At 61.5% G+C, this 24,564-nt stretch carries 28 protein-coding genes and 1 other RNA gene; 4 read left to right on the top strand and 25 right to left on the bottom strand.

What is annotated here, in order from left to right:
* Positions 1-35: 35 nt before the first annotated feature.
* Both rnpB and B5G42_RS09670 read left to right on the top strand, forming a co-directional pair.
* Positions 36-486: RNase P RNA component class A (gene rnpB / locus B5G42_RS09675), an RNA gene on the top strand.
* Between the two features lie 107 nt (positions 487-593).
* A complete protein-coding gene (locus B5G42_RS09670; protein WP_087269584.1) occupies positions 594-1,226 on the top strand; it encodes a MerR family transcriptional regulator in 633 nt (210 codons plus the stop codon).
* Positions 1,227-1,271: 45 nt separating this feature from the next.
* On the opposite strand, the gene B5G42_RS09665 is transcribed toward B5G42_RS09670, so the two are convergent.
* From B5G42_RS09665 to B5G42_RS09640, 6 genes are all read right to left on the bottom strand, one after another.
* Entirely contained in the window at positions 1,272-2,000 is a 729-nt protein-coding gene (locus B5G42_RS09665) for a YebC/PmpR family DNA-binding transcriptional regulator (RefSeq protein ID WP_087269581.1), read from the bottom strand.
* A gap of 71 nt (positions 2,001-2,071) precedes the next feature.
* Positions 2,072-2,869, bottom strand: a complete 798-nt coding sequence (locus tag B5G42_RS09660) for a Nif3-like dinuclear metal center hexameric protein (protein ID WP_087269578.1) — start codon at positions 2,867-2,869, stop codon at positions 2,072-2,074.
* A complete protein-coding gene (locus B5G42_RS09655) occupies positions 2,857-3,570 on the bottom strand; it encodes a tRNA (adenine(22)-N(1))-methyltransferase (protein ID WP_087188763.1) in 714 nt (237 codons plus the stop codon). The genes B5G42_RS09660 and B5G42_RS09655 overlap by 13 nt, the downstream gene beginning before the upstream one ends.
* Before the next feature lie 268 nt (positions 3,571-3,838).
* Positions 3,839-4,045 (bottom strand): DUF1858 domain-containing protein, encoded by a 207-nt coding sequence (locus B5G42_RS09650; protein ID WP_087188762.1) that lies wholly within the window; start codon positions 4,043-4,045, stop codon positions 3,839-3,841.
* Between the two features lie 108 nt (positions 4,046-4,153).
* On the bottom strand, positions 4,154-5,518 hold the full coding sequence (gene radA / locus B5G42_RS09645; RefSeq protein ID WP_087269575.1) for a DNA repair protein RadA: 1,365 nt from the start codon (positions 5,516-5,518) through the stop codon (positions 4,154-4,156).
* A gap of 52 nt (positions 5,519-5,570) precedes the next feature.
* Positions 5,571-6,278 carry an N-acetylmuramoyl-L-alanine amidase gene (locus B5G42_RS09640; RefSeq protein WP_087269572.1) on the bottom strand — a complete coding sequence of 236 codons (708 nt, stop codon included), beginning with the start codon at positions 6,276-6,278 and terminating at the stop codon, positions 5,571-5,573.
* A gap of 160 nt (positions 6,279-6,438) precedes the next feature.
* Here B5G42_RS09640 and B5G42_RS09635 point away from each other — a divergent pair, with 160 nt between their 5' ends.
* Positions 6,439-6,891, top strand: a complete 453-nt coding sequence (locus B5G42_RS09635) for a YhcH/YjgK/YiaL family protein (protein ID WP_242955426.1) — start codon at positions 6,439-6,441, stop codon at positions 6,889-6,891.
* A gap of 189 nt (positions 6,892-7,080) precedes the next feature.
* Positions 7,081-9,294 carry a C69 family dipeptidase gene (locus tag B5G42_RS09630; protein WP_162611072.1) on the top strand — a complete coding sequence of 738 codons (2,214 nt, stop codon included), beginning with the start codon at positions 7,081-7,083 and terminating at the stop codon, positions 9,292-9,294.
* A 49-nt stretch (positions 9,295-9,343) separates the two neighbouring features.
* Here the strand turns inward: B5G42_RS09630 and B5G42_RS09625 are convergent, their stop codons facing one another.
* From B5G42_RS09625 to trxB, 19 genes are all read right to left on the bottom strand, one after another.
* Positions 9,344-9,949: a manganese catalase family protein gene (locus B5G42_RS09625; protein WP_087269566.1), complete on the bottom strand. Its 606-nt coding sequence runs from the start codon at positions 9,947-9,949 to the stop codon at positions 9,344-9,346.
* Positions 9,949-10,419, bottom strand: a complete 471-nt coding sequence (locus tag B5G42_RS09620; protein WP_087188756.1) for a spore coat protein CotJB — start codon at positions 10,417-10,419, stop codon at positions 9,949-9,951. The genes B5G42_RS09625 and B5G42_RS09620 overlap by 1 nt, the downstream gene beginning before the upstream one ends.
* Before the next feature lie 137 nt (positions 10,420-10,556).
* Positions 10,557-10,838, bottom strand: a complete 282-nt coding sequence (locus B5G42_RS09615) for a zinc-ribbon domain containing protein (RefSeq protein ID WP_087188755.1) — start codon at positions 10,836-10,838, stop codon at positions 10,557-10,559.
* A gap of 71 nt (positions 10,839-10,909) precedes the next feature.
* Entirely contained in the window at positions 10,910-11,545 is a 636-nt protein-coding gene (locus B5G42_RS09610) for a sigma-70 family RNA polymerase sigma factor (RefSeq protein ID WP_087269563.1), read from the bottom strand.
* 71 nt (positions 11,546-11,616) lie between these two features.
* Positions 11,617-12,972 (bottom strand): phosphoglucosamine mutase, encoded by a 1,356-nt coding sequence (glmM, locus tag B5G42_RS09605; RefSeq protein ID WP_087269560.1) that lies wholly within the window; start codon positions 12,970-12,972, stop codon positions 11,617-11,619.
* 217 nt (positions 12,973-13,189) lie between these two features.
* Positions 13,190-14,245 carry a Holliday junction branch migration DNA helicase RuvB gene (ruvB, locus tag B5G42_RS09600; protein WP_087269557.1) on the bottom strand — a complete coding sequence of 352 codons (1,056 nt, stop codon included), beginning with the start codon at positions 14,243-14,245 and terminating at the stop codon, positions 13,190-13,192.
* A gap of 12 nt (positions 14,246-14,257) precedes the next feature.
* A complete protein-coding gene (locus B5G42_RS09595) occupies positions 14,258-14,596 on the bottom strand; it encodes a DUF6054 family protein (RefSeq protein WP_087188751.1) in 339 nt (112 codons plus the stop codon).
* A gap of 22 nt (positions 14,597-14,618) precedes the next feature.
* Positions 14,619-15,224, bottom strand: a complete 606-nt coding sequence (ruvA, locus tag B5G42_RS09590) for a Holliday junction branch migration protein RuvA (protein ID WP_087269554.1) — start codon at positions 15,222-15,224, stop codon at positions 14,619-14,621.
* Positions 15,225-15,236: 12 nt separating this feature from the next.
* Positions 15,237-15,767 carry a crossover junction endodeoxyribonuclease RuvC gene (ruvC, locus tag B5G42_RS09585; protein ID WP_087269551.1) on the bottom strand — a complete coding sequence of 177 codons (531 nt, stop codon included), beginning with the start codon at positions 15,765-15,767 and terminating at the stop codon, positions 15,237-15,239.
* A gap of 286 nt (positions 15,768-16,053) precedes the next feature.
* Complete coding sequence (gene xerD, locus B5G42_RS09580) at positions 16,054-16,932, bottom strand: site-specific tyrosine recombinase XerD (RefSeq protein WP_087269548.1); 879 nt, start codon at positions 16,930-16,932, stop codon at positions 16,054-16,056.
* 25 nt (positions 16,933-16,957) lie between these two features.
* Positions 16,958-17,599, bottom strand: a complete 642-nt coding sequence (locus B5G42_RS09575; RefSeq protein ID WP_242955425.1) for a stage II sporulation protein M — start codon at positions 17,597-17,599, stop codon at positions 16,958-16,960.
* 445 nt (positions 17,600-18,044) lie between these two features.
* Positions 18,045-19,424, bottom strand: coding sequence for a thioether cross-link-forming SCIFF peptide maturase (scfB, locus tag B5G42_RS09570; RefSeq protein ID WP_087269542.1), 1,380 nt, complete (start codon positions 19,422-19,424; stop codon positions 18,045-18,047).
* Between the two features lie 69 nt (positions 19,425-19,493).
* Positions 19,494-19,634, bottom strand: coding sequence for a six-cysteine ranthipeptide SCIFF (gene scfA / locus B5G42_RS09565; protein WP_087188745.1), 141 nt, complete (start codon positions 19,632-19,634; stop codon positions 19,494-19,496).
* A 58-nt stretch (positions 19,635-19,692) separates the two neighbouring features.
* A complete protein-coding gene (locus B5G42_RS09560; protein WP_242955424.1) occupies positions 19,693-20,118 on the bottom strand; it encodes a TIGR04086 family membrane protein in 426 nt (141 codons plus the stop codon).
* Between the two features lie 60 nt (positions 20,119-20,178).
* Positions 20,179-20,550, bottom strand: a complete 372-nt coding sequence (gene yajC, locus B5G42_RS09555) for a preprotein translocase subunit YajC (protein ID WP_242961190.1) — start codon at positions 20,548-20,550, stop codon at positions 20,179-20,181.
* Positions 20,551-20,657: 107 nt separating this feature from the next.
* Positions 20,658-21,788 carry a tRNA guanosine(34) transglycosylase Tgt gene (tgt, locus tag B5G42_RS09550; RefSeq protein ID WP_087269539.1) on the bottom strand — a complete coding sequence of 377 codons (1,131 nt, stop codon included), beginning with the start codon at positions 21,786-21,788 and terminating at the stop codon, positions 20,658-20,660.
* A gap of 106 nt (positions 21,789-21,894) precedes the next feature.
* A complete protein-coding gene (locus tag B5G42_RS09545; RefSeq protein ID WP_087269536.1) occupies positions 21,895-23,193 on the bottom strand; it encodes a cytochrome c biogenesis protein CcdA in 1,299 nt (432 codons plus the stop codon).
* Positions 23,190-23,624, bottom strand: coding sequence for an RrF2 family transcriptional regulator (locus B5G42_RS09540; RefSeq protein ID WP_087269533.1), 435 nt, complete (start codon positions 23,622-23,624; stop codon positions 23,190-23,192). The genes B5G42_RS09545 and B5G42_RS09540 overlap by 4 nt, the downstream gene beginning before the upstream one ends.
* A gap of 16 nt (positions 23,625-23,640) precedes the next feature.
* The gene (trxB, locus tag B5G42_RS09535) at positions 23,641-24,558 is read right to left on the bottom strand and encodes a thioredoxin-disulfide reductase (protein WP_087269530.1); all 918 of its coding nucleotides are present in this window, start codon (positions 24,556-24,558) and stop codon (positions 23,641-23,643) included.
* Between the last annotated feature and the right edge of the window lie 6 nt (positions 24,559-24,564).

The raw sequence follows: 24,564 nt of genomic DNA, 5'->3' as shown, positions 1-24,564 counted from the left end.
TGACAATCCGGGCAAGATAGCGTAAAATAGTCGGGCAAGCAAGCTGGACAGCCGCGCCTGCGGGGCGAAAGGCCCGTGGGTGAGGAAAGTCCGGGCTCCATAGGGCAAGGATAACGGGTAACACCCGCCGGGGGCGACCCTAGGAAAAGTGCAACAGAAATAGACCGCTGGCCGGTTGCCTCCATGTGGAGGCGGATGCATCACGGCGGCCGCAGGCCGACGTGATACACCCATTTTCCGAAACTAGGAACAGGACCGCCTTCAGATGGAGGCGACCGGCCAGTAAGGGTGGAAAGGCGAGGTAAGAGCTCACCCGATGGCGTGCCAAGCGTCCATCGCTGTAAACTCTATCCGGAGCAACGCCGTGGAGGGACAACAGGCCGGCCCGGCCGTCCCGGGGAGGCGGCTTGAGCGTACCGGCAACGGTGCGTCGAGATAGATGGCTGTCTTAAAGGACAGAACCCGGCTTACAGGCTTACTTGCAGATATGATGGCCCGGAGCGTGCAGCTCCGGGCCATCTTTTTTTGCAAAATCCCTTGACTCTTCCCTTACGTCAGATGGTACACTGTCCTTACCCAAGGAGGGATGGCCCATGAAAATGAAGGAAGTATGCGCCCAGACCGGTCTGACAGAGCGGGCGGTGCGGTTCTATGTGCAGGAAAAACTGGTGGTTCCCCTGGCCCAGCGCCGGGGCGGACGGACCTGGCTGGACTTCTCCCCCGCCGACGTGGACCGGCTGAAAGCCATCTCCACCCTGCGGAAGGCGGGCTTCACCCTGGAGGAGATCCGCGCCATGATCGAGGATTTTCAGAAGAACGCCTCCAGGGCGGCCTTTTCCCTCCGGCAGCGGCTCCAGGCGGCCATAGACGCCTACGACAAGCTGCGCTTCACCGACACCGCCCAGGCCAGCGGCCTGGAGGATTACGCCGCCCTGCTGGAGCGGGAGGTCAAGGGCCGTCCCATCCCGGAGTCCGACCGGGTCCACACCGGAATGGACAGTTCCAAGCTGGAGGCCTTCTGCATGGTGTGGGCGGTATATTTCATGTTTCGGTTTTACGTCTTTTTGCTGGAACACTTCTCCGACTACTCCGTCCTGCTGTATGCCGCCTCCTGGAATCCGCTGGTTTTTCTTCTGCTCTTTGCAGTCATTCCCCTGCCCATCGCCCTGGTGCTGGGCAGCAAGGCGGGCAAATGGATCTGCCGGCATTTGGAATATATTCCATGAGAAAAGGAGCCTGCCGCAAATGCGGCAGGCTCCTTTTTTATAAACTCAGCCCTGATCCCAGTTGTGCCAGACGTTCTGAACGTCGTCGTTGTCCTCCAGCAGGTCAATGAGCTTCTCCATGTTCTTGATGTCGTCCTCATTTTCCAGCTTGACGTAGTTCTGGGGCACCATCTCCACGGCAGCCTGAACGAAGGTGTAGCCCTTCTCCTCCATGGCGGCCAGCACAGTGCCGAAGGAATCGGGATCGGTGTACACCTCAAAGACCTCGTCCTCCACCTGCATATCGTCGGCGCCGCAGTCCAGGGCGTCCATCATGACGGTGTCCTCATCCAGGTCCTCTTTCTCGATAATGATGACGCCCTTGCGGTCGAAGGACCAGGACACGCAGCCGGTGGCGCCCAGGCCCTTGCCGTACTTGTCCAGCAGGTGACGGACCTCGGGGGCGGTGCGGTTGCGGTTGTCGGTGAGGGCGTCCACGATGACGGCCACGCCGGAGGGACCGTAGCCCTCATACACCACGTTCTCGTAGCTGTCGGTGTTGCCGGAGCCCAGAGCCTTATCGATGGTGCGCTTGATGTTGTCGTTGGGCATATTGGCCGCCTTGGCCTTGGCGATGACGGTGGCCAGGCGGGAGTTATTGTTGGGGTCGCCGCTGCCGCCGGTCTTGACGGCCACGATCATCTCGCGGGCGATCTTGGTGAAGATCTGGGAGCGCTTGGCGTCGGCCGCGCCCTTGGTCTTCTGAATATTATGCCACTTGGAATGTCCTGACATTGGTACTCGTTCCCTTCTCGTCGAAAATCAGCGCATCTAGTTTATCACTTTTTCTGTGGCTTGACAAGCCCTCACAGGTAGGAAAACACCTCTTTATGGGTCTGGGTGGTGAGCACCTCCACCTTGGGGAAGCCGTCGGTCAGCCACTTGGCCAGCACAGGCACCACCACCTGCTCGGTGGGATAGTGGCCGGCGTCGATGAGGTTGACCCCCAGAGCCTTGGCGTCCAGGAAGCCGTTGTACTTCACATCGGCGGTGACAAAGGTGTCGCAGCCCAGGGCCAGAGCGTCCTTGAGCATATCGGCGCAGGCGCCGCCTCCCACGGCCACCCGGCGCACCGGGCGGCGGGCGTCCACAAAGCGCACCCCGTTTGCCCCCAGCGTCTCCTTCACGAAGGCGGCGAAGGCGGGGGCGTACATGGGCACTCCGGCGGTGTTGCCCACCCGGCCGATGCCGTAGGGCCGGCCGGAGGAATCCACCCCGTCCTGCTTGAGCTGCTCAATGTTGGTAAGACCCAGCTTGCGGGCCAAGGCGTCGTTGACACCCCCACACACCGCGTCCAGGTTGGTGTGTGCGCATACGGCGGCGATGTTGTGCTCCACCAGAGAGAGCAGAATACGCCCGTCGGGGGTGGCGTCGGTCACCGACTTGGCGGGGAAAAAGATCACCGGATGGTGGGACACAATGAGCTGGCACCCCAGCTGGGCGGCCTCAGCCACCACCTCTTCGGTGATGTCCAGGCTCACCAGCACCTTGTCAACGGTCCGGTCCCCCCGGCCCACCAGAAAGCCTGCGTTGTCAAAGTCCATCTGGAGGGAAAAAGGGGCCAGCCCATCCAAGTATTGATAAATCTCTCTTACGGTTGCCATGACAGCCACTCCTCTCGCAGTTCCAGCAGGCCCCGGTGGGCCCGCTCCATTTCGTCCAGACGCCCGGCGTCGGCGCTCCGGGTGGAGCGGCGCAGCCCCTCCACCGCCCGGCCGGTCTGGTCAATGAGCCGGTTTAAGTATTCGCTCCGCAGAGGGTCGGCCTCCCCCCTGCTCTGCCGGCCCGCCCACAGCTCACCGGCGGTGAGCTCCGGCATGGGTCCGGCCTTTACCTGGAAGGTCGTATAAATGGTATCCCCTTCCCGGGTCAGGATTTCCCGGGCAATGGTGTAGCCGTGCTCCTGGAGCCACAGCCGCAGCTGGGGCTGGGCGCTCATGGGCTGGAGGAGCAGCAGGCAGTCCTCCCGCCACGTCCAGGGCGCGGCGGACAGGATGGCGGCGATGGTCTCGCCCCCCATGCCGGCGATGGCGATGGTGTCGGCCTCGCCGGGGCGCACCCCCGCCAGGCCGTCGCACAGCCGGAAGTCCATCTGCTCCGTCAGGCCGTATTTCTCCGCCGTGGCCCGGGCACGGTCCAGAGGCCCCTGCCGCAGGTCGCAGGCCAGAGCCTTTGTGATGATCCCCCGCTGAAGGAGCCACACCGGCAGATAGGCGTGGTCGGTGCCGATGTCGGCAAATTTGGCCCCCTGGGGCACCAGCTGGGCCACCGAGCGCAGCCGGGGAGTCAGTTCCATGGGACGCATCCCTTCACCTCCTACGAAAAAAGGAGCGGTCTGACCGCTCCTTTTTTCAGTTTATCAAAAGAGCCTCGCAGAGTTCGCGCCCGCAGGCGCGAAAAAAGTCCAAATCTGTTTTCGGCCGCGACAAGTGCGTGGACGAAAACACTGCTCAGCCCGCAAGTGTGGACTTTGTCCGCGCGCGGCGGGCTGCAGCCTTCTCGAAAAAGCGGCTTTGCCACTTTTTCGAAGCTTTCAAAAAAGGAGCGGTCTGACCGCTCCTTTTTTACGGTTGTTACTGAGCAGCGCCCACGCTGGCGTTGATCTTGGCCAGCAGCTCGTCCACGTCCACGCCGTGGACCATGCAGGCCTCCTCCACGGTCTCGCCGCGGGAAGAGGGGCAGCCCAGGCAGTGCATACCGATGGACAGGAAGATGGGAGCGGTCTCGGGAGCGATGTCCAGGATATCGCCGATGATGGTATCTTTGGTAATCTGAGCCATAAAGGGAATACCTCCAAATTTCTAGGATATTGGTAGTATATCCGATTTTCTCCCTTTTTGCAAGAGAGACTTGCTTTTTATCCAAAAATTCTGGGCGGCTCCCCTACCTTATAAAAAGGCCAGGGCCTCCCGGATGTTGCGGACCTTGATGAGCTGGAGCCCATCGGGGACCTCCAGCTTGGCCCCGGTGCGCTGGGGCACCAGGCATTTGGTGAAGCCCAGCCGGTGGACCTCGCTGAGCCGCTGGCCCAGGGCGTTTACCGACCGCAGCTCGCCGGTGAGGCCCACCTCCCCGATGGCGGCCAGGTCGCCGGGCACCGGCCGGTCCCGGAAGGAGGAGGCCAGAGCCACCACCATAGCCAGGTCCGCGGCGGGCTCGTCCAGGTTGAGGCCGCCGATGACGTTGATGTAGGCGTCGCAGGAGCTGACCATCAGCCCGCCCCGCTTCTCCAGCACCGCCAGCAGCAGGTTGGCCCGGTTGAAGTCGAAGCCGTTGCAGGTGCGCCGGGGCACGTTGAAGCTGGTGGGGGCCAGCAGGGCCTGGACCTCCGCCAGCACCGGCCGCACCCCCTCCATGACGCAGGTGACGCAGGTGCCGGGGGTGTCCTGGGGGCGCCCGGCCAGCAGCATCTCCGAGGGGTTGGGTACCTCGGTGAGACCGGCGTCCCCCATTTCGAAGACCCCGATCTCGTTGGTGGCGCCGAAGCGGTTCTTGGCCGCCCGCAGGATGCGGTAGGAGTTCTGCTGCTCCCCCTCGAAGTAGAGCACGCAGTCCACCATGTGCTCCAGCACCTTGGGTCCGGCAATGGAGCCCTCCTTATTGACGTGGCCGATGACAAACACCGTCACCCCCCTGCCCTTGGCCAGATTCATCAGGGCCATGGTGCAGTCCTTCACCTGGCCGATGCTGCCGGGGGCGGCGGACAGCTCTCCGTTGTACATGGTCTGGATGGAGTCCACGATGAGCACGTCGGGCTGGAGGGCGGTCACCGCCTCCACCACGTCGTCCAGGTTGGTTTCCGCCAGCAGATAGAGCTCCTGCCCCCGCACCCCCAGCCGCTCGGCACGCAGCTTGATCTGCCGCTCGGACTCCTCGCCGGAGACGTAGAGCACCTTGGCAAACTTACATAGGTTCTGGCAGATCTGGAGCATGAGGGTGGACTTGCCGATGCCCGGGGCGCCGCCCACCAGCACCAGGGAGCCCTGAACGGCGCCGCCGCCCAGCACCCGGTCCAGCTCGTTCATGCCGGTCTGGAACCGCAGCTCCCGGGTGGTCTCCACCTCGTCCATGAGCCGGGGTTTGATGCTGCCCCGCCGCTCCCCCACCGTGGCCACGGCCGCGGCGCTCTTCCGCTTGGTCTCGGCGGGCTGCTCCACAATGGTGTTCCACGCCTTGCAGGCGGGGCACTGGCCCGCCCACTTGGGCAGCTCGTTGCCGCATTCGGTACAGTAAAACATGGTCTTTGCTTTCATGGGTGGATGATCCTCCCTTTATTCTTTGGTGTAGCCGCCCTGTACGGCGGCGTTACGATGTAAAATTGCCCTCATATTGCAGCCACGCCCCGGTGAGAGCGGCGGCCAGCTGGAGCTGATAGCCCTCCGAGCGCAGCTTGCCCTCCTCCTCCGGGTTGGACAGAAAGCCACACTCCACCAGAATGGCGGGGCGTGTGATATGGTTCATGAGGTAGACCGTGTCCGGAATGGGCTTGGCCTGGCGCTCATTGGTTTGGTCCACCGTCTGCCGCAGCACCTCCTGGGTGTGGACGGCAAACTCCTGACTCCCCTGGGTGGGGGCGTAAAACACCTGTGCCCCGTGGTACTTGGCGTTGGTGAACATATTCTGATGGATGCTCAGCAGCACCCCGTTTTCCGTCCCCTCCACCATCGCCACCCGGTTTTTCAGGTCAGAGACCTTCTTCTCTCTTAATGTATCCGCTTCCGAGTCGTGGAGAGACACGTCCTCCTGCCGCAGCACCACCGGCGCCCGGCCGCACAGCCCCAGCAGCAGGTCCAGCTTCTGGACGATGGCCAGATTGATCTGGCTCTCCGGCACGCCGGTGAGAGACACCGCGCCCCCGTCCTCCCCGCCGTGGCCGGCGTCCAGCACCAGAACAGGCCGTCCACTGTCCATAGGCCCCGCGGTCTGTACCGTGCCTCCCGGCCAGAACACCAGATAACCGGCGGTGGCCAGAGCCAGCACCCACAGCAGGGCCCACTGTCCGATCCGCTTCATACCGCTCCCCCCTTTTCAAGGAAGAATATGCGGCGGCGGGGCGGGATAGAAGAAACCGTCCCTGCTATTCTACCATGAAGCGCCCGGCTTGTCCAAATTTCTGTTGCCTTTTTGCCGCCCAGGGGCTAAGATGGAAGCAACAACCATGGAGGTGAGCCCAATGGTCATTGATAAAATGAAAAACGCGCCCCTGTATTACGGTCTGGGCCAGCGGTTCCAGCAGGCCCTGGAGTGGCTGGCCAAGGTGGACCCGGATACCCTGACCCCCGGCCAGAGAGTTGACATTGACGGCGACAACGTGTACGCCACCCGGTTTGACGTGGACACCAAGCTCCCCGCCGACTGCAAGCTGGAGTGCCACCGGGATTACGCCGATATTCAGTATGTGGTATCCGGCACCGAGGGCATGGGCTACTCCCTGCCCGACGCCCCCCTGAAGCAGCTCAGCGAGTACACCCCCGATATCCAGTTCTTCACCACCGACTGGGACACCCTCACCGTCCGGCCCGGCACCTTCTACATCGTCTGGCCCCAGGATCTCCACGCCCCCCGTGTGGCGCTGGAGTCCCCCGTGCCTGTGAAGGTCATTGTGGCCAAGGTAAAGCTCTCCTGACCGGCAAAAAAGGACCGCCCTCATCACCTGGGCGGTCTTTTTTTATGCCTCAGCTGATAAACGCCCTGGATGTGGTATGAAATTTTATGCAATATTTAATGAAATAATATTTGATTTATGCAGCGGGTGGTGCTATACTCAAAAACGCGTCCAAGAGACGACGGTAAATCTGTAAAAGGGATGAAGCAAATGAAACAGAAACGGTTGAAACAGCTTGGAGCGGCACTGCTGGCCGGTTCCCTGGTGGTAAGCAGCGGCGTCAGCGCCAGTGCCTGCTGTGGTCTGTATGTAGGCAGCCAGCAGTCAGAAAACGGCTCTACCTATGTGGGCCGCTCGGAAGACATCGGCAAGCTGTACGATAAAGTGTTTGAGGTCCGCCCGGCGGCCGATCACGCCGAGGGCGAGATGTATGAAGATACATACGGCTTCTCTATGCCCTATCCCTCCCACACCTATCGCTATACCGTGATGCGGGACTCCATCGAGCAGGGCGAGTCTGTGGTGGATAAGGACGGAAACCTGGTGCGTGAGGCCTACGGCGAGGTGGGCATGAACGAAAAGGGTGTCTCCGTCAGCGCCACCGTGTCCACTTCCTATAACGCCAATGCCAAAGCCGCCGATCCCCTGGTGGATACCGGCATCTGCGAGATCTCCCTCACCTCCGTGATCCTGATGTCGGCCGACTCCGCCCGGGACGGCGTGGAGAAGCTGGCCGCCATCATCGATACCTACGGCTCCGGCGAGTGCAACTCCTTCACCATCAGCGATGCCAACGAGGTGTGGGACTTTGAGACCCTGTCCGGCCACCAGTATGTGGCCATGAAGATGCCCGACGACAAGGTGTCCGTCAATCCTAACATGGTGGTGATGAACGAGATCGACGTCTCCGACACCGAAAACGTGGTGGCCTCCGCCAATCTGATCTCCCTGCCTCTGGAGAATAATTTCCTGGTGTCCTCTCAGCAGGGTACGGTGGCCGATGACCAGATCACCAAGATCGACATCCAAAAGACCTACGGCTCCGAGGACTTCGGCAACGGCCAGTACATCCGCTACTGGCAGGGCGTCAACTACCTGAACGAAGAGCTGTCCCAGTCCGTTTCCGTGGAGCGGGACGGTGAGGCTGCCCCCGAGGGCCCCTTCAATATGCTCTTTGAGGCCGATCATCAGCTGACCACCTACGAGGTGCTGCGGCTGCTGGCCTGCCGCGGCGAGGGTACTGAGTATGCCGCCGACAATAACCCGGAGAAGAATCCCAACGGCACCGCCATCGGCAACGAGCGCCAGGCCGAGTGCCATGTGTTCGAGATCCGCAGCGATATGCCCGAGGCTCTGGCCACCATCCAGTGGCAGACCATGTCCCGGGCTGAGTTCTCCGTCTACCTGCCCTACTACAGCAACCTGCTGACCGACACCTCCGACATCTTCCAGACCGAGTACAGCCCCAGCATCAAGGACATCGAGGAAGTGCTGGATGATGAGGACTTCCCTGCTGAGACTTCCGCCTACTGGGTATTTACCGCCATCAACGACCTGTGCGACAATGACCGGGAGCGCTATGGCGCCAACGTGAAGCTCTACTGGGAGAACTACCAGAAGGCCCTCATCGAGCAGCAGGAGGCAGTGGATGAGTCCATGACCGCCCTCTATGAGAAGAACCCGGAGCTGGCCGAGCAGGCCGCTACTGCCCTGGCCAAGGGCGTCTCCGAGGAGGCCTTTGCCAACGCCAAGACAATCCTCACTGAACTGTGGGCCTTTGTCAAGGCTGACCAGGCCGGTGAGCTGACCGAGGAGGACGTGTTCACCCCCTCTGTTCTGACCGAGAACAAAATGCCCACCTACTCCATGGATATGGCCTACAGCTTTGACGATGTGGACTCCTCCGCCTGGTACGCCGACGCGGTGTCCTATGTGGCAGAAAACGGCATCATGAACGGCGCCGGCAACGGCACCTTCGCTCCCGACACCGTGATGTCCCGGGCCATGCTGGTACAGGTACTGTACAACCTGGAGGGCAAGCCTGAGGCTGCCGACTGCACCTTCACCGACGTTGCGGCGGATGCCTGGTATGCCGATGCTGTGGCCTGGGCTGCCGACGCCGGTATCGTCACCGGTGTGTCCGACACCACCTTTGCCCCCGATCAGATGATGACCCGGGAGCAGATCGCCACCATCCTCTATCGCTATGCCGCCTACAAGAACTATGATGTGACGGCGTCCAACGATCTGAGCAGCTACACCGACGCCGGCCAGATCGGCTCCTATGCCGTTGAGGCCATGCAGTGGGCCAACGGCGCGGGCCTGATCACCGGCAGCACCGCTACCACCCTCAATCCCCTGGGCAGCGCCACCCGGGCGGAAGTGGCTACCATTCTCATGCGCTTCCTGGAGAGCGTAGGCTAATCACCCTTCCTATGACAAGAGGCCGACCCTGATGGGTCGGCCTCTTGTGTTATTTCTTGGCGGTATCGAAGGCGGGGTTGGTGAAGTAGACGTTCTTCTGGTCCATCTTCTCCTTGGCCAGGCGCACCGCCTCGCCGAAGCGCTGGAAGTGGACGATCTCCCGCTCCCGCAGGAAGCGGATCACGTCGCTGACGTCGGGATCGTCGCTGAGGCGCAGGATGTTGTCATAGGTGACCCGCGCTTTTTGTTCAGCGGCCATATCCTCGGTGAGGTCGCAGATCACATCCCCCTTGACGCCGATGCTGGCGGCGTTCCAGGGGGCGCCGGAGGCGGCGGTGGGATAGACCCCGGCGGTGTGGTCCACAAAGTAGGGGGCGAAGCCCCCCTCCTTCAGCTGCTCCTGGGTCAGCCCCCGGGTGAGCTGATGGACGATGGCCCCGATCATCTCCAGGTGGCCCAGCTCCTCGGTGCCGATGTCGGTGAGCAGGCCCTTCAGTTCGGGATAGGGCATGGCGTACCGCTGGGACAGATAGCGCAGAGAGGCGCCCAGCTCGCCGTCAGGTCCGCCGTACTGGCTGATGACCCAGGCGGCCAGCTTGGGGTTGGGGGTCTTGATGCGCACGGGGTATTGCAGCTTCTTCTCGTACTGGAACATTACTTGGCCCCTCCTTCCGCGGTGTAGTTCCAGGGCCAGTCGCCCTCCAGCCAGGCGGCCCAGCTGTCGGCGCTGGCGGCGGCATTCTGGGTCAGGGGGCCGTGGGCGGCCTCATACTTTTTGCGGGCCTCGGCCTCCAGGGCGGCGTACTTCCGGAAGAGCTGGAAGGCCTCGGCGTCGTCCTGGTGGGTGTCCAGGTAGAGGCCCAGCTCCTGGAGCATGAACTCCAGGGCCTGGAGCTCCGCCAGCTGGGTGCCCAGCACCTTCACCGCCTCCGCCTTGATGCGGAAGGGCAGGTTCAGGCCGGGAAACAGGGTGCCGTTGGCCAGGGCCTCCTGCTGGGAGTAGCGCTTGGGGTTATTGGGCTGAAACGGCACATAGGGGACGGCCAGGGGGGCGCACTCAGGGAGCGTGCCGCAGCTGTCGTCACAGATGCCGGGATTGTTCTGAGGGTTGTTCTCGGGATACAAGGGGTGTCCCTCCTCCTATGGATTGGGACGGGACGGGAGCCCCGTCCAGAACATCCTATGCGGAGGTTGGAAAAAAGGCGCCATTCAGTCAATAGAAAAAGGCCGTCCTGAACGGGACGGCCTTTGGGGTATGCAGATTAGTGCTGCTCGCCGCGCATACGGGCGAAGCAATCGCTGCAGTAAACAGGACGGTCGGACTTGGGCTCGAAGGGCACCTTGGCCTCGCCGCCGCAGGAAGCGCAGGTAGCGGTGAAGTACTCGCGGGGGCCGCGGGAGGCAGCCTTGCGGGCGTCACGGCAGGCCTTGCAGCGCTGGGGCTCGTTCTGGAAGCCGCGCTCGGCGTAGAACTCCTGCTCACCGGCGGTGAACACGAACTCCTGGCCACATTCCTTACATACCAGAGTCTTGTCTTCGTACATGATGTTACCCTCTCTTTGCTTCTTTGCCCAGGTCCGGATGATCCATGTGCTGGGTCAGTGTAATATTGCGATCAGCCTTTGCTGATGTCGCCGGAAGAAGTTTGCTGCGCCAGCTTGCGCCGGATACGCTGCACCGCGTTGTCCACCGATTTGGGGGACTTGTTTACCTCGGCTGCAATCTCGGAGTAGGACAGACCGTTCAGATACAACCGAAGTACGCTTGCCTCGAAGCCGGACAGCTGACCGATCAGCGCCTCCAGACGTTCCCGGAAGGATTCCCGGCTGAGGAAGATCTCCTCCGGGTCTGTTCCCTGTCCGTCAGGTGCGCTGAACGCCAATGGATCGCCGTTCCCACTAAAAAGAGGGGTTCCGAACGAGACGGAGTTGTTCAGCGGTATGTGCTTATCTCTTGCTGCTGCTTTGATAACGGAGAACAAACGGTTTTTGATGCACACCTCCGCATAGGTGCGGAAGGAGGCGGCCTTTTCCGGGTCATATTCCCGGATAGCGGCCAGCAGCCCCACCATTCCCTCCTGGATCAGGTCCTCGCTGTCTCCGCCGGCCAGAAAATAGGGCCGGGCGCAGATGCGGACCAGTCGGTTATAGCGCACCACCAGGTCCTCTTCGGCCTGACGGTCGCCGGAAGCGGCCAGGGCACACAGGGCCTCATCACTGGGCTCCTGCGGTTGGAAATAGTCCTCTTTCATGCCGTTTCTCCTTGCACATTATAAGCGTTGATACCTGAATTTGTCAAGTGTTTGCTAGAAATATTTCAGTTTCAGCCCCGATTTTTTATGACATTTGCCAAGAGCTCTGCAACTTTCTCTGCATCCTCCTGGCTCTGGGCCTCCACCATCACCCGCACCAGGGCCTCGGTGCCGGAAGGACGGACCAAAATCCGTCCGGTGCCCGCCAGCAGCTTCTCCTGCTCTGCCACGGCGTCCATAATGGAGGGGTCGTTCATGATGGCCTGCTTGGCGGCGTTATCGGCCACCGGCACATTGATGAGAGTCTGGGGATAGCGCCTGCAGCCCTCCACCAACTGAGAGGCCTTCTTGCCGGAGCGGCGCAGCAGGGCCAGGAACTGCAGGGCGGTGAGCTGGCCGTCGCCGGTGGTGGCGTATTTGCGGAAGATGGTGTGGCCGGACTGCTCGCCGCCCAGGACCCAGCCTTCCTCCTCCATCTTCTCCAGCACGTTCCGGTCACCCACAGCGGTGCAGAACAGTTCCATGTTGTGCTCCCGGCAGAAGACGTGCAGGCCCAGGTTGCTCATGACGGTACCCACGATGGCGTTGCCGGGCAGCTTGCCCTGCTCCAGCAGCTCCAGGCCGCAGGCGGCGATGACCTGATCGCCGTCGATCTCCTCGCCGGTCTCGTCTACCATAAGGCAGCGGTCGGCGTCGCCATCAAAAGCGATGCCCAGGTCGTACTTGCCGGCGGTGACCATGGCCTTCAGGCCGTCCAGATGGGTGGAACCGCAGCCGTTGTTGATGTTCACGCCATCGGGGTCGGCGTTGATGATGTCGGTGTGCAGGTCGGGGAAGGAATCGAAGAGCCGGCCGGCGGTGGCGGAGGAGGCGCCGTTGGCGCAGTCCACCAGGATCTTCAGGCCGGACAGGTCGGAATCGATGGTGGATACCAGGTGATCGATGTAGTCCTGGCGCTCCTTCTGGTCGGCGTAGGTCACGCGGCCGATGTCGCCGCCGGTCTTGCGGGGCACGGGGACCTTGTTGAGGATAATGTCCTCGATCTTGCCCTCCAGCTCGTCGGGCAGCTTGAAGCCCTGGCTGTTGAAGATCTTGATGCCGTTGTGCTCAAAGGGGTTGTGGGAGGCGGAGATGACGATACCGGCGTCACAGCCGCTGTCCACCGTCACCCAGGCCACGCCGGGGGTGGGGATTACGCCCAGGTGGAGCACGTCGGCGCCGGCGGAGCACAGACCGGCCATCAGCGCACCCTCCAGCAGGTCGGAGGAGATGCGGGTGTCCTTGCCGATGGCGAACCGGGGACGCCCCTCCCCTTTCGCCTGGGCCAGCACATAAGCTGCCGCCACGCCCACATCATAGGCCAGTTCCGCATCAAGACCGGCGTTGACCACGCCGCGAATACCATCGGTTCCAAACAGTTTACCCATGCTAGATTACCTCTTTCTACCAAAATCATCCAATTAAAACGATGTGTTAAGGTTTGTGTCTGCTCTGTAGGGGCGGCCTTTGCAGCCGCCCGCAGCAGTGATCGCGCCTCGCGATGTAGGGACCGATGCCCTCATCAGCCCGCACCTGCGCGTCGGGCGGTGACGGGTTGTTTAAAAATTTTATCATCACTTTTTATATCAAATTATATCAAAAACTTTAAAAGCTCAGCTGCTCCATCCCCACCCCGCCGGGGACGGCCAGGCCCAGGTGCTCATAGGCCCGCCGGGTGACGCACCGGCCTCTGGGCGTGCGGGTGAGGAAGCCCATCTGCATCAGATAAGGCTCGTATACGTCCTCCAGGGTGACAGCTTCCTCGTTGATGGTGGCCGCCAGGGTCTCCAGACCCACTGGGCCGCCGCCGTAGTGCTCAATAATGGAGCGGAGCATCCGCCTGTCGATGGCGTCCAGCCCCAGGTGGTCCACCTCCAGAGCGGACAGCGCCACATCGGCCACCTCCCTGGTGATAACGCCCCCGGCCTTCACCTGGGCAAAGTCACGCACCCGGCGCAGCATCCGGTTGGCGATCCGGGGGGTACCCCGGCTGCGCTTGGCGATCTCCATAGCGCCGTCAGGCTCGATGGGCACATCCAGGATGCCCGCAGACCGGGTGACAATGAGGGCCAGCTCCTCCGGGGTGTACAGCTCCAGCCGCAGGGTCACACCAAACCGGTCCCGCAGCGGGGCGGACAGCTGGCCCGCCCGGGTGGTGGCTCCGATGAGGGTGAACTTGGGCAGATCCAGCCGGATGGAGTTGGCCGACGGCCCCTTGCCGATGATGATATCGATGGCGAAGTCCTCCATGGCGGGATACAGGATCTCCTCCACCGACCGGTTGAGCCGGTGGATCTCATCCACGAACAGGATGTCGTTTTCCGCCAGATTGGTGAGCAGGGCCGCCAGATCGCCGGGCTTTTCGATGGCCGGGCCGGAGGTGATGCGGATGTTGACCCCCATCTCGTTGGCAATGATGTTGGAGAGGGTGGTCTTACCCAGGCCGGGCGGGCCGTGGAGCAGCACATGGTCCAACGGCTCGTTCCGCATTTTGGCAGCCTGGATAAAGACCTCCAGGTTGCCCTTGGCCTTGGCCTGACCGATGTATTCGTTTAAGGTTTTGGGCCGCAGGGAGCCCTCGTTCTCGTCATCCCGGGTGAGGGATGTGGTCACCAGAGGCTCCTCGGTCTCAAAGCCGTCTTCAGAAAATGCAATGCTCAAAGTCTCACTTCCTTATCCGCGCCACCCGTCCAGCAGCTCCTCCACTTTGTCCAGGAAGGCGCCCTCCCCCAGGGTGTTGATCTTGAACAGCATGGCCTGACTGCCGCCGGAGGTAATGGCGGACAGGAACAGATGGGGGCCGTTGCCCACCAGAGTCAGGTTGAGGCTCACCCGGTTGCCTCCCATGAAGCTGTACCGCTCATACACCCGGACGGCCACCCGGAAGGAGCCGTTGTGGTAGTCGCTGCTGTCCTCCCAGCTGGCGGAGGAGCTGCCGTTCAAAATCCCGTCGTGCAGATAGTCCAGCAGTCCGTCAAAGCTGCCGGTGAGGTTTCGTTCCAGTTTGGCCATGGTGGTTCCTCCTTCCGGGGGATTACCCCTTCATCATTTTCTTGAGGGCCTGCTTGATGATGTCCTCCAGGCTGAGGGCATCCACGTCGATGCCCTTGAGAGCCATGCCGATCTCGGTCTGGGAGTAGCCCAGCACCGCCAGAGCGGCAGCCGCCTCGGAGGACTTGTTCTCCGGGATCACCGTGACCCCGGTGCCGCCGTAGCTCTCACCGCCGGGGCTGATCTGGCCCTTGGCCAGCTTATCCTTCAGCTCCAGGATGATGCGCTGGGCGATCTTCTTGCCGATGCCCTGGGCCACGGTGAGGGCCTTCTCATCCCCGGTGATGATGCTCATGGCCAGGGACTCGGGGGTAGCGGAAGACAGGATGGACAGGGCCGCCTTGGGTCCCACGCCGGATACCGAGATCAACAGCTGAAAGCAATTGAGCTCGTTTTCCGTAGCGAAGCCGTACAGCTCCATGGCGTCCTCCCGGACGTTCAGGTGGGTAAATAGCTTGGCGCTCTCCCCTTTTTTCAGCCGGGCCAGGGTATTGTTGGTGGTGCGGCAGGCATAGCCCACCCCGCCGCAGTCAATGACCGCCAGATAGGGGGCGGTATGGGCTACGGTTCCTTTCACATAGTAAAACATAATCGTAAACTCCTAACGGCGTGTCTCATACCGGCCGCTGCCCGGCCGGTTGGCGTCGGGGCTCTGGAGCCGGGAGGTGTACGAGCGGGCGTGGCACAGAGCGATAGCCACCGCATCGGCGGCGTCGTCCGGCTTGGGGACAGCTTTCAGGTTCAAAAGCCGCTTTGTCATGTCCATAACCTGCCGTTTTTCCGCCTTGCCGTAGCCCGCCACCGCCTGCTTTACCTGGCTGGGGGTATATTCGTAAATGGGCACCTGGTGCCGTTCCGCCGCCAGCAGCAGCACCCCCCGGGCCTGGGCCACGCCGATGCCGGTGGTGATGTTGTTGTTGAAGAAAAGCTCCTCGATAGCCATGGCCTCCGGCTTGAATTGCTCCAGCAGCAGGTCCATATCATTGGAGATCTGGAGGAGCCGGGCGGGCAGGGCCTCACCCGCCGGGGTGGTAATAGCCCCGCACTGGACCAGCCGGTCCCTCCCCCCCGCCGCCTCCACCAGGCCGAAGCCCACGATGGCGAAGCCGGGGTCGATGCCTAAAATCAGCATAGCGTCGGTTTCCTCCCTGTTTTCCATACAGAGAATATTGTATCACGGCCTTGAAACGGGCGCAAGGAGGAATTAGGCCCGCCCCGGGGCGCAAAAGGGCCTGCTGCAAAATAGCTGTTTTGCACAAACCTGTCATTGCGAGCCAGTGCGCACACTGGCGTGGCAATCCGTTTCCCCGGCAAAAGGGACGGATTCCCACGAAAAACGGCCGCCCGGTGGGCGGCCGTTTTTCTCGGAATGACGGGTCTTTGTACGAGCTGCACATTTTGCAACAGGCCCTGGCTGTTTACGCTCTTGGATGGGCTTTGTTGTACACGTCCTTCAGCTTCTGGCTCACCACCTGGGTGTAGATCTGGGTGGAGGAGATATCGGCGTGGCCCAGCATCTCCTGAATGGAGTGGAGGTCGGCGCCGTTTTCCAGCAGATGGGCGGCAAAGGAGTGGCGGAGGGTATGGGGGGTGATGTCCTTCTGAATGCCCGCCTTCTCCTGATAGTGCTTGATGATCTTCCAGAACCCCTGGCGGCTCATCCGCTCCCCGCTCATGTTGACGAAGAGGGCCTTCTCGTCGGGGTGCTCCACCATCTGGGGCCGGACCCGGTCCAGATAGTTCTGCAGGGCCCGCACCGCCGCCTGGTACAGGGGGATGATCCGCTCCTTCCCCCGGCTGGCGCACCGGATGAACCCGGCAGACAGGTTGATGTTGTCCAGATTCAGGCCGATGAGCTCGCTGACCCGGATGCCGGTGGCGTAGAGCAGCTCCAGCATGGCCTTGTCCCGGCAGCCCTTGGCGTCGGATGGGTCCGGCTGCTCCAGAAAGAGCTCTACTTCCCGGGAGGTAAGGATGTGGGGCAGCTTGCGCTCTACCTTGGTCTGGGACAGACCCCGGGCGGGGTTTTCGCCGATCTGGCCGATCTCCATCATCCAGGAATAGAAGGACTTGAGGGAGGCCTGGCTCCGGGTCACGGTGGCGGCAGACTTGCCCCGGGCGGTCATGCTGCGGGTATAGGCCTCCACATCGGCGTGGAGGGCCTGGGTGGGAGAGATCCCCTCCTCCCCCAGCCAGTCCAGGTATTGGCGCACATCACGCAGATAGGAACTCAGCGTATTGGGGGACGCCTTTTTTTCTTCGGTCAGAAATCGTTCGTATCCACTGAGATATTCCATCCATCCAACACCTTCCTGTTTCTCTCTATCGGTTCAAAAGAGCGCCTGCCGCGCCGGAAAGCAGAGCGGGCACCACAGTCCGCTCCAGCAGAATACACACACAAACAGCGCCGAGACACAGCGCACATCGGACCAGACAGTCCCGGCCCCACAGAACCCTGCCCTTTCCCTCTCCCCGGACCCGGGCGGCCAGGGCGCGGGCGGACAGGATACTCTGTACCCCCAGCACGAAGAGAGCAGGCAGAGACAGCACCCCGCCGACGCCAAACACCAGGCTGGCCAGCAGCCAGCCGGCGCCGCCGAAGGCCCGCACAAAGGAGGCGATGGAAAAGGCCAGCAAAAATCCCCGCAGGGCGAAGAGCACCGGCAGGCCCAGCACACCCAGCGCAGTGAATCCCAGCAGCAGGGCAAAGAGGGGCCAGCGCAGCGTGTCCCAAATCTGAGCCCACAGCGCGGGAACATCTACAGCGCCCTCCTGTGCGGCCAGCAGAAAGGCCTCCAGATACTGATTCAGGCTGGCTTCACCAGCGCCGCCCACCTGGGCGGCCAACAGACAGCCTGTCAGCCCACCGGCCAAAAAACAGGCCGACAGGATGATCAGTGCCGGGACGATCCCGTCCCTGGGCACATTCCAGGCGGCCACAATGGTCCTGCGCAAAGGCTTCACCTCCCAACAGAAGCCTATGCGCCAGGCTGGTAAATCAGACCTGCCTGTTTATTTCTTGGTATAATCATAGCTTAACACGGAGCATCGTGCAAGGTGCGGCAAGAAAAAAAGTCATTTTTGTCGATTATGCCGAATACTTATGTAAAGTATATTATGTCTACCAGTGTGTCAGTCAGCACAGCAGAGCCCGACAGCGGTCCCCTCTCCCCCTGATTTTTCTAGGAAAATGAGCTTTTTTACGACAAGTAAAAACCCTTGTCGCCTCGTTTTTGTCAGCCCCTCCCTTGTGCGGAACGGTCTATCGGCCAGGGGTTGCTCTCAATTGGCACTCATCCCGGTAAAACAGAGAAAAGCCCTGCTGCTCAAGGGTTTCCGCCTCGAACAGCAGGGCTTTCTGCGCTGATTACACCGATTACAGATAGTATAATTACGTTTTGTATACCCCTTAATCGGCCATACCGGCATCGATGGCCTTGAGGGCGATGGCGCACTCCAGACGCTTGCGCTCCAGTTCACAGCCCACCTTGTGGGGATGCTTTATGTCGCCGCCGACAAGCAGGTTGGAGGCGGAGCAGCCGCCGGAGCAATAGAACCGGGCCCAGCAGTGGGCGCACTCCTCCCGGGTGTAGACGTTAAGACCGGCAAACCGGCTGGACAGGCTGTTGTCGAAAGTGCCGTCCTTCACGCTGCCCAGCTTGTACTCCTCGTTGCCCACGAACTGATGACAGGGGTAGATGTCGCCGTCGGGGGTGATGGCCACATACTCGCAGCCGGCGCCGCAGCCCCGCAGCCGCTTGATGACGCAGGGGCCCTGCTGAAGGTCCACGTTGAAGTGGAAGAAGTTGGTCTCCCGGTGGTCCTTCAGATACTCAGCCAGCTTCTCATACTCCGCCTTCAGCTCAGGCAGATCGGACTCCTGAATGGCGTAGGGGTCGGTCTCCTTCCCTACCACCGGCTCCACGGACACGTTCTTGCCGATGGCGGCCAGCTCCTTCACGTCCTCGGCGAAGTCCTTGTGGAAGCGGGTGAAGGTGCCCCGCAGATAGTAGTCCTTGGTGCCCCGCCCGGCGATGAGCTTCTTGAACTTGGGCACGATGACATCATAGGAGCCCTTGCCGTTGATGGTGGGCCGCAGATCGTCGTTGACCTCCTTGCGGCCGTCCAGGGACAGCACCGCGTTGGACATCTCACGGTTGATGTACTCGATGTTCTCGTCGTTCAGCAGTACGCCGTTGGTGGTAATGGTAAAGCGGAAGCACTTGCCATGCTCCTGCTCGATGGAGCGGGCATATTCCACGGTGGCCTTCACGGTGTCCATGGCCATGAGAGGCTCGCCGCCGAAGAAGTCCACCTCAATGTTGCGGCGGTTGCCCGACTTGGCAATGACGAAATCGATGGCCTTTTTGGCGGTTTCGATGTCCATGGTCATGCGCTTGCCGGTTCCGAAGTCGCCGGTGGAGGCGAAGCAGTACTTGCACCGCAGGTTGCAGTCGTGGGAGACGTGGAGGCACAGGGCCTTCACCAGGGCCTGCTGCTGCATGGAGGCGGCCTTGTCCCGATCGATGTAGTCGTCGGCCTCGAAGAGCAGGCCCTCCTTTTTCAGCTCCCGCAGCTCCTCCCAGGCCTCGGCCAGGGCGGCGGGATCATACTGAGGCAGGGCAGCGGCCAGAACCTCGGGCAGGGCCCCATCCAGGCTCTCCCCGTTCTCCTCCCGCTCCGCCAGAGCGGTGAGCAGGTCGTGGGTCAGCTCGTCCAGCACATGGACGGCGCCGCTGTTCACGTCAACGGCGATGCGTACGCCGAGACACTGAAAGGTATGTACCATAAATTTTTGTTCCTTCCTCAGGGCATGGAAAAGGGTGGGCCTACACGCCCACCCTTGCCCTGTTGTTTGTTACCGGTTCTCGCACTTCTGGTTGGCCACGGTGCAAGAGGTCTTACAGGCGGACTGGCAGGAGGTCTGGCACTCGCCGCAGCCGCCGTGGGCGGCGCTCTTCTTCAGAGTAGCGCCGTTGAGCGTCTTGATATGCTTCATTCTGATTTCCCTCCCAAATAGAGACTTTAGGTCATTATACCATAGGGTCTTTCCAATTTCAACGCTTTCTGCGTTTTTTCCGCTTGCTCCCTCGATTGCCGCTCCCCAGCAGACCGGCAGCGGCCCCGCCGCACAGGGACCCGCACAGCAGGCCGATGCCCCCAGATTCCAGGGATACATCCCGGAAGCACAGGGCTCCCAGGGTGAGCACCAGCAGAAAGAGCACCCCTCCGGTGAGCAGTCCGGCGGCCAATCCCCCGCCGCAGCGGCTCACCGCCAGCAGGGCGCCGCAGAAACCGCCCAGCACACACCCCACGATGGTGATCTGATACGTCAGGTCCATGTCCAGCAGACCGCCGGAGATGGCCACCGACGCTCCCAGCAGGAACAGCATACACACGCCCAGGGCCAGTAGCCCGCCCAGCAGGATACCCAAAGCGCAGCGCAGCAGCTTGGCGCCCTGGTCCTCCTCCTTTTTACCCATAAAAACACCCTCCCTTACCACAGGTTCCTGATGAAACCTATGCCGGGAGGGCGTTTCTTATTACTTCTTGTCCTTGGTGTCCTTGGTCTCGCCGGGGCCTTCCTCAGTAGTCTGAGTGCCGCGGGTGGACACAGCCCACTTGGTGAACTCCATGCGCACGCGATCAGAGCTGGTCTCGATCACGATGGTGTTCTCCTTCACCGCGCAGATGGTACCTACGATGCCGCCGATGGTGGTGATCTGGTCACCCACGGACAGCTCGGAACGCATCTTGGCAGCGGCCTTCTTCTTCTTGTTCTCAGGACGGATCAGCAGGAAATAAAACACCGCGATGAGCAGTACCAGCGGGATAACCATGCTCAACATACTACCTGCCCCACCAGCATCAGTGCCGGTGCTGGACAACATCGCGTTGGTGATCTGTGCTGTCAATACAATCCCCTCCGATTTCAACTTTGACGCCATGCGTCATCAGTGGAATATTATAAAACGATTTGCAAGTTTTGACAAGTGTTTTTCGCCATGATTCACAATTTGTTTTAGATTCGTCCGGCCAACTTCTCGGAATATTCCGCCCGGAAGGCCGTGAATTGACCGGCATCCAGAGCATCCCGGATGCGCTGAGCCAGTTTATTATAGAAATACAGGTTATGCATAACGGCCAGGCGCATGGCCAGCATCTCGTCCGCCACGAAGAGGTGGCGCAGATAGGCCCGGGAGAAATTCCGGCACACCGGACAGTCGCAGTCGGAATCGATGGGCCGCTCATCGGTCTTGTACTTCTCGTTGCGGATGTTCATGGCTCCCGACCAGGTGAACAGTTTGGCGTGGCGGGCGTTGCGGGCGGGCATGACGCAGTCGAAGAAGTCCACGCCCCGGGCCACACCCTCAATGATGTTGGAGGGGGTGCCCACGCCCATGAGATATCGGGGCTTGTCCGCCGGCATATGGGGCTCCACCGCGTCGATGATGTCGTACATCACCTGGGTGGGCTCCCCCACCGCCAGGCCACCGATGGCATAACCCTCGCAGTCGATCTTGGCGGTCTCTTTCATGTGCCACACCCGCAGATCGGGGAAGGTGGCGCCCTGGTTGATGCCGAAGAGCATCTGATGGGGATTCACCGTGTCGGGCAGCGCATTGAGCCGGTCATGTTCTACCTTGCACCGCTGGAGCCAGCGCAGGGTGCGCTCACAGGAGGCCTTGGCGTACTCGTAGGTGGCCGGATTCTCTACGCACTCGTCAAAGGCCATGGCAATGTCGCTGCCCAGGTTGGACTGGATCTGCATGGACTCCTCAGGGCCCATGAAAATGCGGCGGCCGTCGATGTGGGAGGCAAAGGTGACCCCCTCCTCCTTGATCTTCCGCAGGCCGGACAGAGAGAATACCTGGAATCCGCCGGAGTCGGTGAGGATGGGCCCGTCCCACCGCATGAATTTGTGGAGGCCACCCATCTGGCGCACCACCTGGTCGCCGGGACGCAGGTGGAGGTGATAGGTGTTGGACAGCTCCACCTGGCAGCCGATGTCCTTCAGGTCAAAGGCAGACAGAGCCCCCTTGATGGCGCCCTGGGTGCCTACATTCATAAAAACCGGCGTCTGTACCGTGCCGTGGGCGCAGGTAAAGACGCCCCGGCGGGCCTTTCCCTCGGTTTTGATCACTTCAAACACAATAAAACCCCTTTATTTTGCAAGTGTTACTATCATACCAGAAAGCGGAGGAAATGACAACGCCTCAAAACCAGAAAGAGCGGCGCATAGCGCCGCTCTTCCCTGTTTACTTCACGCTGTCCATGGTCTGCTGCACCACCGACTCCATGATGGACGCCGTCATGGCTCCCGGCACATAGCCGTACACGTTGCCGTTGACGTCAATCATAAAGGCGGTGGGAAAGGCGGAAATGCCGTAATAGGCCAGAGTCATACCGGTGGTATCCATAAGCACCGGGAAGGTGTAACCGTTGTCCTCCAGGAACTGCTCAATCTCCTCCTGAGACACGTCCTGTCCGCCGGGATTGGCCACCGCCAGCACCACCAGATCCTCGCTGTTTTCTCCATAACTCTCATACAGCTTCTGGATGTCTGGCATCTCACTCTTGCAGGGGCCGCACCAGGTGGCCCAGAAGTTGAGGAACACCGTCTTGCCCTGATAGTCGGACAGAGTGTGGGTGTTGCCGTACTGATCGGTGAGGGTAAAGTCGGGGGCAGCAATCTCAGGCTTGGGCGTGGGCTCAGCAGAAGGCTCGGGAGAGGCGCTCTCCGCAGGCTCCGGGGTCTGGGTGGCCTCCGGCGTGGGAGAGACGCTTTCGCTCTGGGTAGGCGTCTCGGTTACGCCGGTCCCTCCCCCAATGCCGGACAGATAGCCGGTGATGCCGTTCATAAAGCCGGTGAAGGTCATGATGCCCATAAGGACCAGCAGGGCCGCCCCCACCTTGCCGGTATACTTGACCACCTTCTGATGGGTCTTGAAGAAGTTGAGCACCGTGCCGGTGAAAATACCCACCGCCAGGAAGGGGATCACAAAGCCGGCGGTGTAAACGGCGATGAGCAAAAAGCCCTTGCCGGCGCTTGCGGCGGAAGAGGCCATCAGCAGCACGCTGCCCAGAGTGGGGCCCACGCAGGGAGTCCAGGCAAAGCTGAAGGTGAAGCCCAGCACCAGGGCCACCAGGGGGTTCATGGCCCACTTGTCCAGTCGGAAGGGCAGCCGGTGCTCGGTCTCCAGAGCGGCCGCTTTGCCGAAGAAGCCGAACTGATAGACACCAAAGAGGATCATAATGATGCCGCTAATGCGGGCAAAGAGGGTCTGATTGCCGCTGAAGAAGCGGCCTGCGGCGGTAAAGCCCAGCCCCAGCACAAAGAAGGCGAAGCTGACACCCACCACAAAGAACAGGGTGTTGACCAGCACCTTGCCTCTGGGATAGCGGATATTGCCCTTCTCATCCACCGTCCGGGCCCCTCCCGCCAAATAACCCACATACAGAGGCACCAGCGGGAGCACACAGGGCGAAAAGAAGCTGAGCAGGCCCTGGATAAAGACGGTGAGTACCGGTACGCCGGTCTCAAGCTGCAAATTCATAGGGGTTCTCCTTTTTGTATGGATTCCAGCTGCCCCTCCAGGTCGGAGAGGCGGAGCTGGGCCAGCCGCGCCTTACAGCGCCGGTCCAGATCATCAAACAGGTGGTCCATCACCCCGGCCATACCCGACGCCACCATACAGCCGCAGTCCACGCCTCCGCCGCTGTGCCAGGCAGGTTCCACGAACCGCACCTCCAGAGCGTCGGCCACCGTGTCCAGGGTCACCTTCTCCGGATCAGCCACCAGCTGATAGCCGCCGTCGGTGCCGGTGCGGGTGGTCACCAGCCCCGCCTTTTTCAGCTTGGCCATCACCTTCCGGACCCGGGCCGGGTTGGTGCAGATGTTGGCCGCCAGCTCTTCGCTGGAGAGCAGACACCCCCGCTTATCCAGATAGATCAGGGCGTGGACCGCCACACAGAACAGGCCGTTCATGAAATGGAATTCTCCTTTACACGCGTTTCAGCAGATAGTCCTCCGCCCAGTGGGCGGCGTTGGCGCCGTCGGCGGCGGCGGTGATGACCTGCCGCAGAGCCTTGGTACGCACGTCTCCGGCGGCAAACACACCGGGCACGCTGGTGCGGCAGCTCTCGTCTGCCGCCAGATAACCCGCCTGATCGGTCTCCACCTGTCCGGCAAAGAGGGCGGTATCGGGCACCCGGCCCACCGCCACAAAGAGGCCGTCGCAGGCCAGCCGGCTTTTCTCGCCGGTAATCACGTTCTCCAGCTCGATCCCTGTCAGGCGTTTCTCCTTGTGCAGCTCTGTCACACGGGAGTTCCAGAGGATCTCCACCCCGGCCTCCTCCAGGGCCTTATGGTATACCGCCGAGGCCCGGAGGCTGTCCCGCCGGTGGATGAGATAAACCTTCTTGCACAGCTTGGACAAGTAGAGGGCGTCCTCCACAGCGGTGTTGCCGCCGCCGTTTACCGCCACCACCTTGCCCCGGTACATCATGCCGTCGCAGGCGGCGCAGTAGGCAATCCCTCTCCCCCTCATCTCGCTCTCGCCGGGGAGGCCCAGCTCCCGGGGGTAGGCTCCGGTGGCCAGGATCACCGCGTCGGCGGTCAGGTCCCCCTCGCTGGTGTGGAGCACCTTGGGAACAGCGGTTAAGTCGGCCCCGGTGACCTCGGCATATACGGTTTCCGCCCCATACTTCCGGGCCTGCTGCTCCATCTTCTCCCCCAGCTCGAAGCCGTCCACCCCATCGGGGAAGCCGGGGTAGTTGTCGATCACTGAGGTGGTGGCCATCTGCCCGCCGGCAGACAGCTTCTCCACCACCGCCGTCTTGCGGCCGCTGCGGGCGGCATACAGGGCCGCCGTATAACCGGCGGGGCCGCCCCCTACGATGAGGATTTCATACTGCGCCATGCCGTC

The sequence above is a fragment of the Flavonifractor sp. An91 genome (assembly GCF_002159225.1).
In the GTDB taxonomy this organism is placed as follows: Bacteria; Bacillota; Clostridia; order Oscillospirales; family Oscillospiraceae; genus Flavonifractor; species Flavonifractor avicola.
Note: the sequence above shows the minus strand (reverse complement) of the source record. Positions and strands in the feature narration are given on the sequence as shown.

Coding starts and splice junctions, on each gene's coding strand:
- B5G42_RS09610 (WP_087269563.1), bottom strand. CDS start 11,545: ATGAAAGAGGACTATTTCCAACCGCAGGAGCCCAGTGATGAGGCCCTG.
- scfB (WP_087269542.1), bottom strand. CDS start 19,424: ATGGTACATACCTTTCAGTGTCTCGGCGTACGCATCGCCGTTGACGTG.
- B5G42_RS09650 (WP_087188762.1), bottom strand. CDS start 4,045: ATGGCTCAGATTACCAAAGATACCATCATCGGCGATATCCTGGACATC.
- ruvA (WP_087269554.1), bottom strand. CDS start 15,224: ATGTTTTACTATGTGAAAGGAACCGTAGCCCATACCGCCCCCTATCTG.
- radA (WP_087269575.1), bottom strand. CDS start 5,518: ATGAAAGCAAAGACCATGTTTTACTGTACCGAATGCGGCAACGAGCTG.
- B5G42_RS09540 (WP_087269533.1), bottom strand. CDS start 23,624: ATGAACGGCCTGTTCTGTGTGGCGGTCCACGCCCTGATCTATCTGGAT.
- B5G42_RS09660 (WP_087269578.1), bottom strand. CDS start 2,869: ATGGCAACCGTAAGAGAGATTTATCAATACTTGGATGGGCTGGCCCCT.
- B5G42_RS09635 (WP_242955426.1), top strand. CDS start 6,439: ATGGTCATTGATAAAATGAAAAACGCGCCCCTGTATTACGGTCTGGGC.
- xerD (WP_087269548.1), bottom strand. CDS start 16,932: ATGGAATATCTCAGTGGATACGAACGATTTCTGACCGAAGAAAAAAAG.
- glmM (WP_087269560.1), bottom strand. CDS start 12,972: ATGGGTAAACTGTTTGGAACCGATGGTATTCGCGGCGTGGTCAACGCC.
- B5G42_RS09630 (WP_162611072.1), top strand. CDS start 7,081: ATGAAACAGAAACGGTTGAAACAGCTTGGAGCGGCACTGCTGGCCGGT.
- B5G42_RS09545 (WP_087269536.1), bottom strand. CDS start 23,193: ATGAATTTGCAGCTTGAGACCGGCGTACCGGTACTCACCGTCTTTATC.
- scfA (WP_087188745.1), bottom strand. CDS start 19,634: ATGAAGCATATCAAGACGCTCAACGGCGCTACTCTGAAGAAGAGCGCC.
- ruvC (WP_087269551.1), bottom strand. CDS start 15,767: ATGCTGATTTTAGGCATCGACCCCGGCTTCGCCATCGTGGGCTTCGGC.
- B5G42_RS09665 (WP_087269581.1), bottom strand. CDS start 2,000: ATGTCAGGACATTCCAAGTGGCATAATATTCAGAAGACCAAGGGCGCG.
- B5G42_RS09625 (WP_087269566.1), bottom strand. CDS start 9,949: ATGTTCCAGTACGAGAAGAAGCTGCAATACCCCGTGCGCATCAAGACC.
- B5G42_RS09670 (WP_087269584.1), top strand. CDS start 594: ATGAAAATGAAGGAAGTATGCGCCCAGACCGGTCTGACAGAGCGGGCG.
- B5G42_RS09560 (WP_242955424.1), bottom strand. CDS start 20,118: ATGGGTAAAAAGGAGGAGGACCAGGGCGCCAAGCTGCTGCGCTGCGCT.
- B5G42_RS09640 (WP_087269572.1), bottom strand. CDS start 6,278: ATGAAGCGGATCGGACAGTGGGCCCTGCTGTGGGTGCTGGCTCTGGCC.
- B5G42_RS09615 (WP_087188755.1), bottom strand. CDS start 10,838: ATGTACGAAGACAAGACTCTGGTATGTAAGGAATGTGGCCAGGAGTTC.
- B5G42_RS09595 (WP_087188751.1), bottom strand. CDS start 14,596: ATGGCCAAACTGGAACGAAACCTCACCGGCAGCTTTGACGGACTGCTG.
- B5G42_RS09655 (WP_087188763.1), bottom strand. CDS start 3,570: ATGCGTCCCATGGAACTGACTCCCCGGCTGCGCTCGGTGGCCCAGCTG.
- trxB (WP_087269530.1), bottom strand. CDS start 24,558: ATGGCGCAGTATGAAATCCTCATCGTAGGGGGCGGCCCCGCCGGTTAT.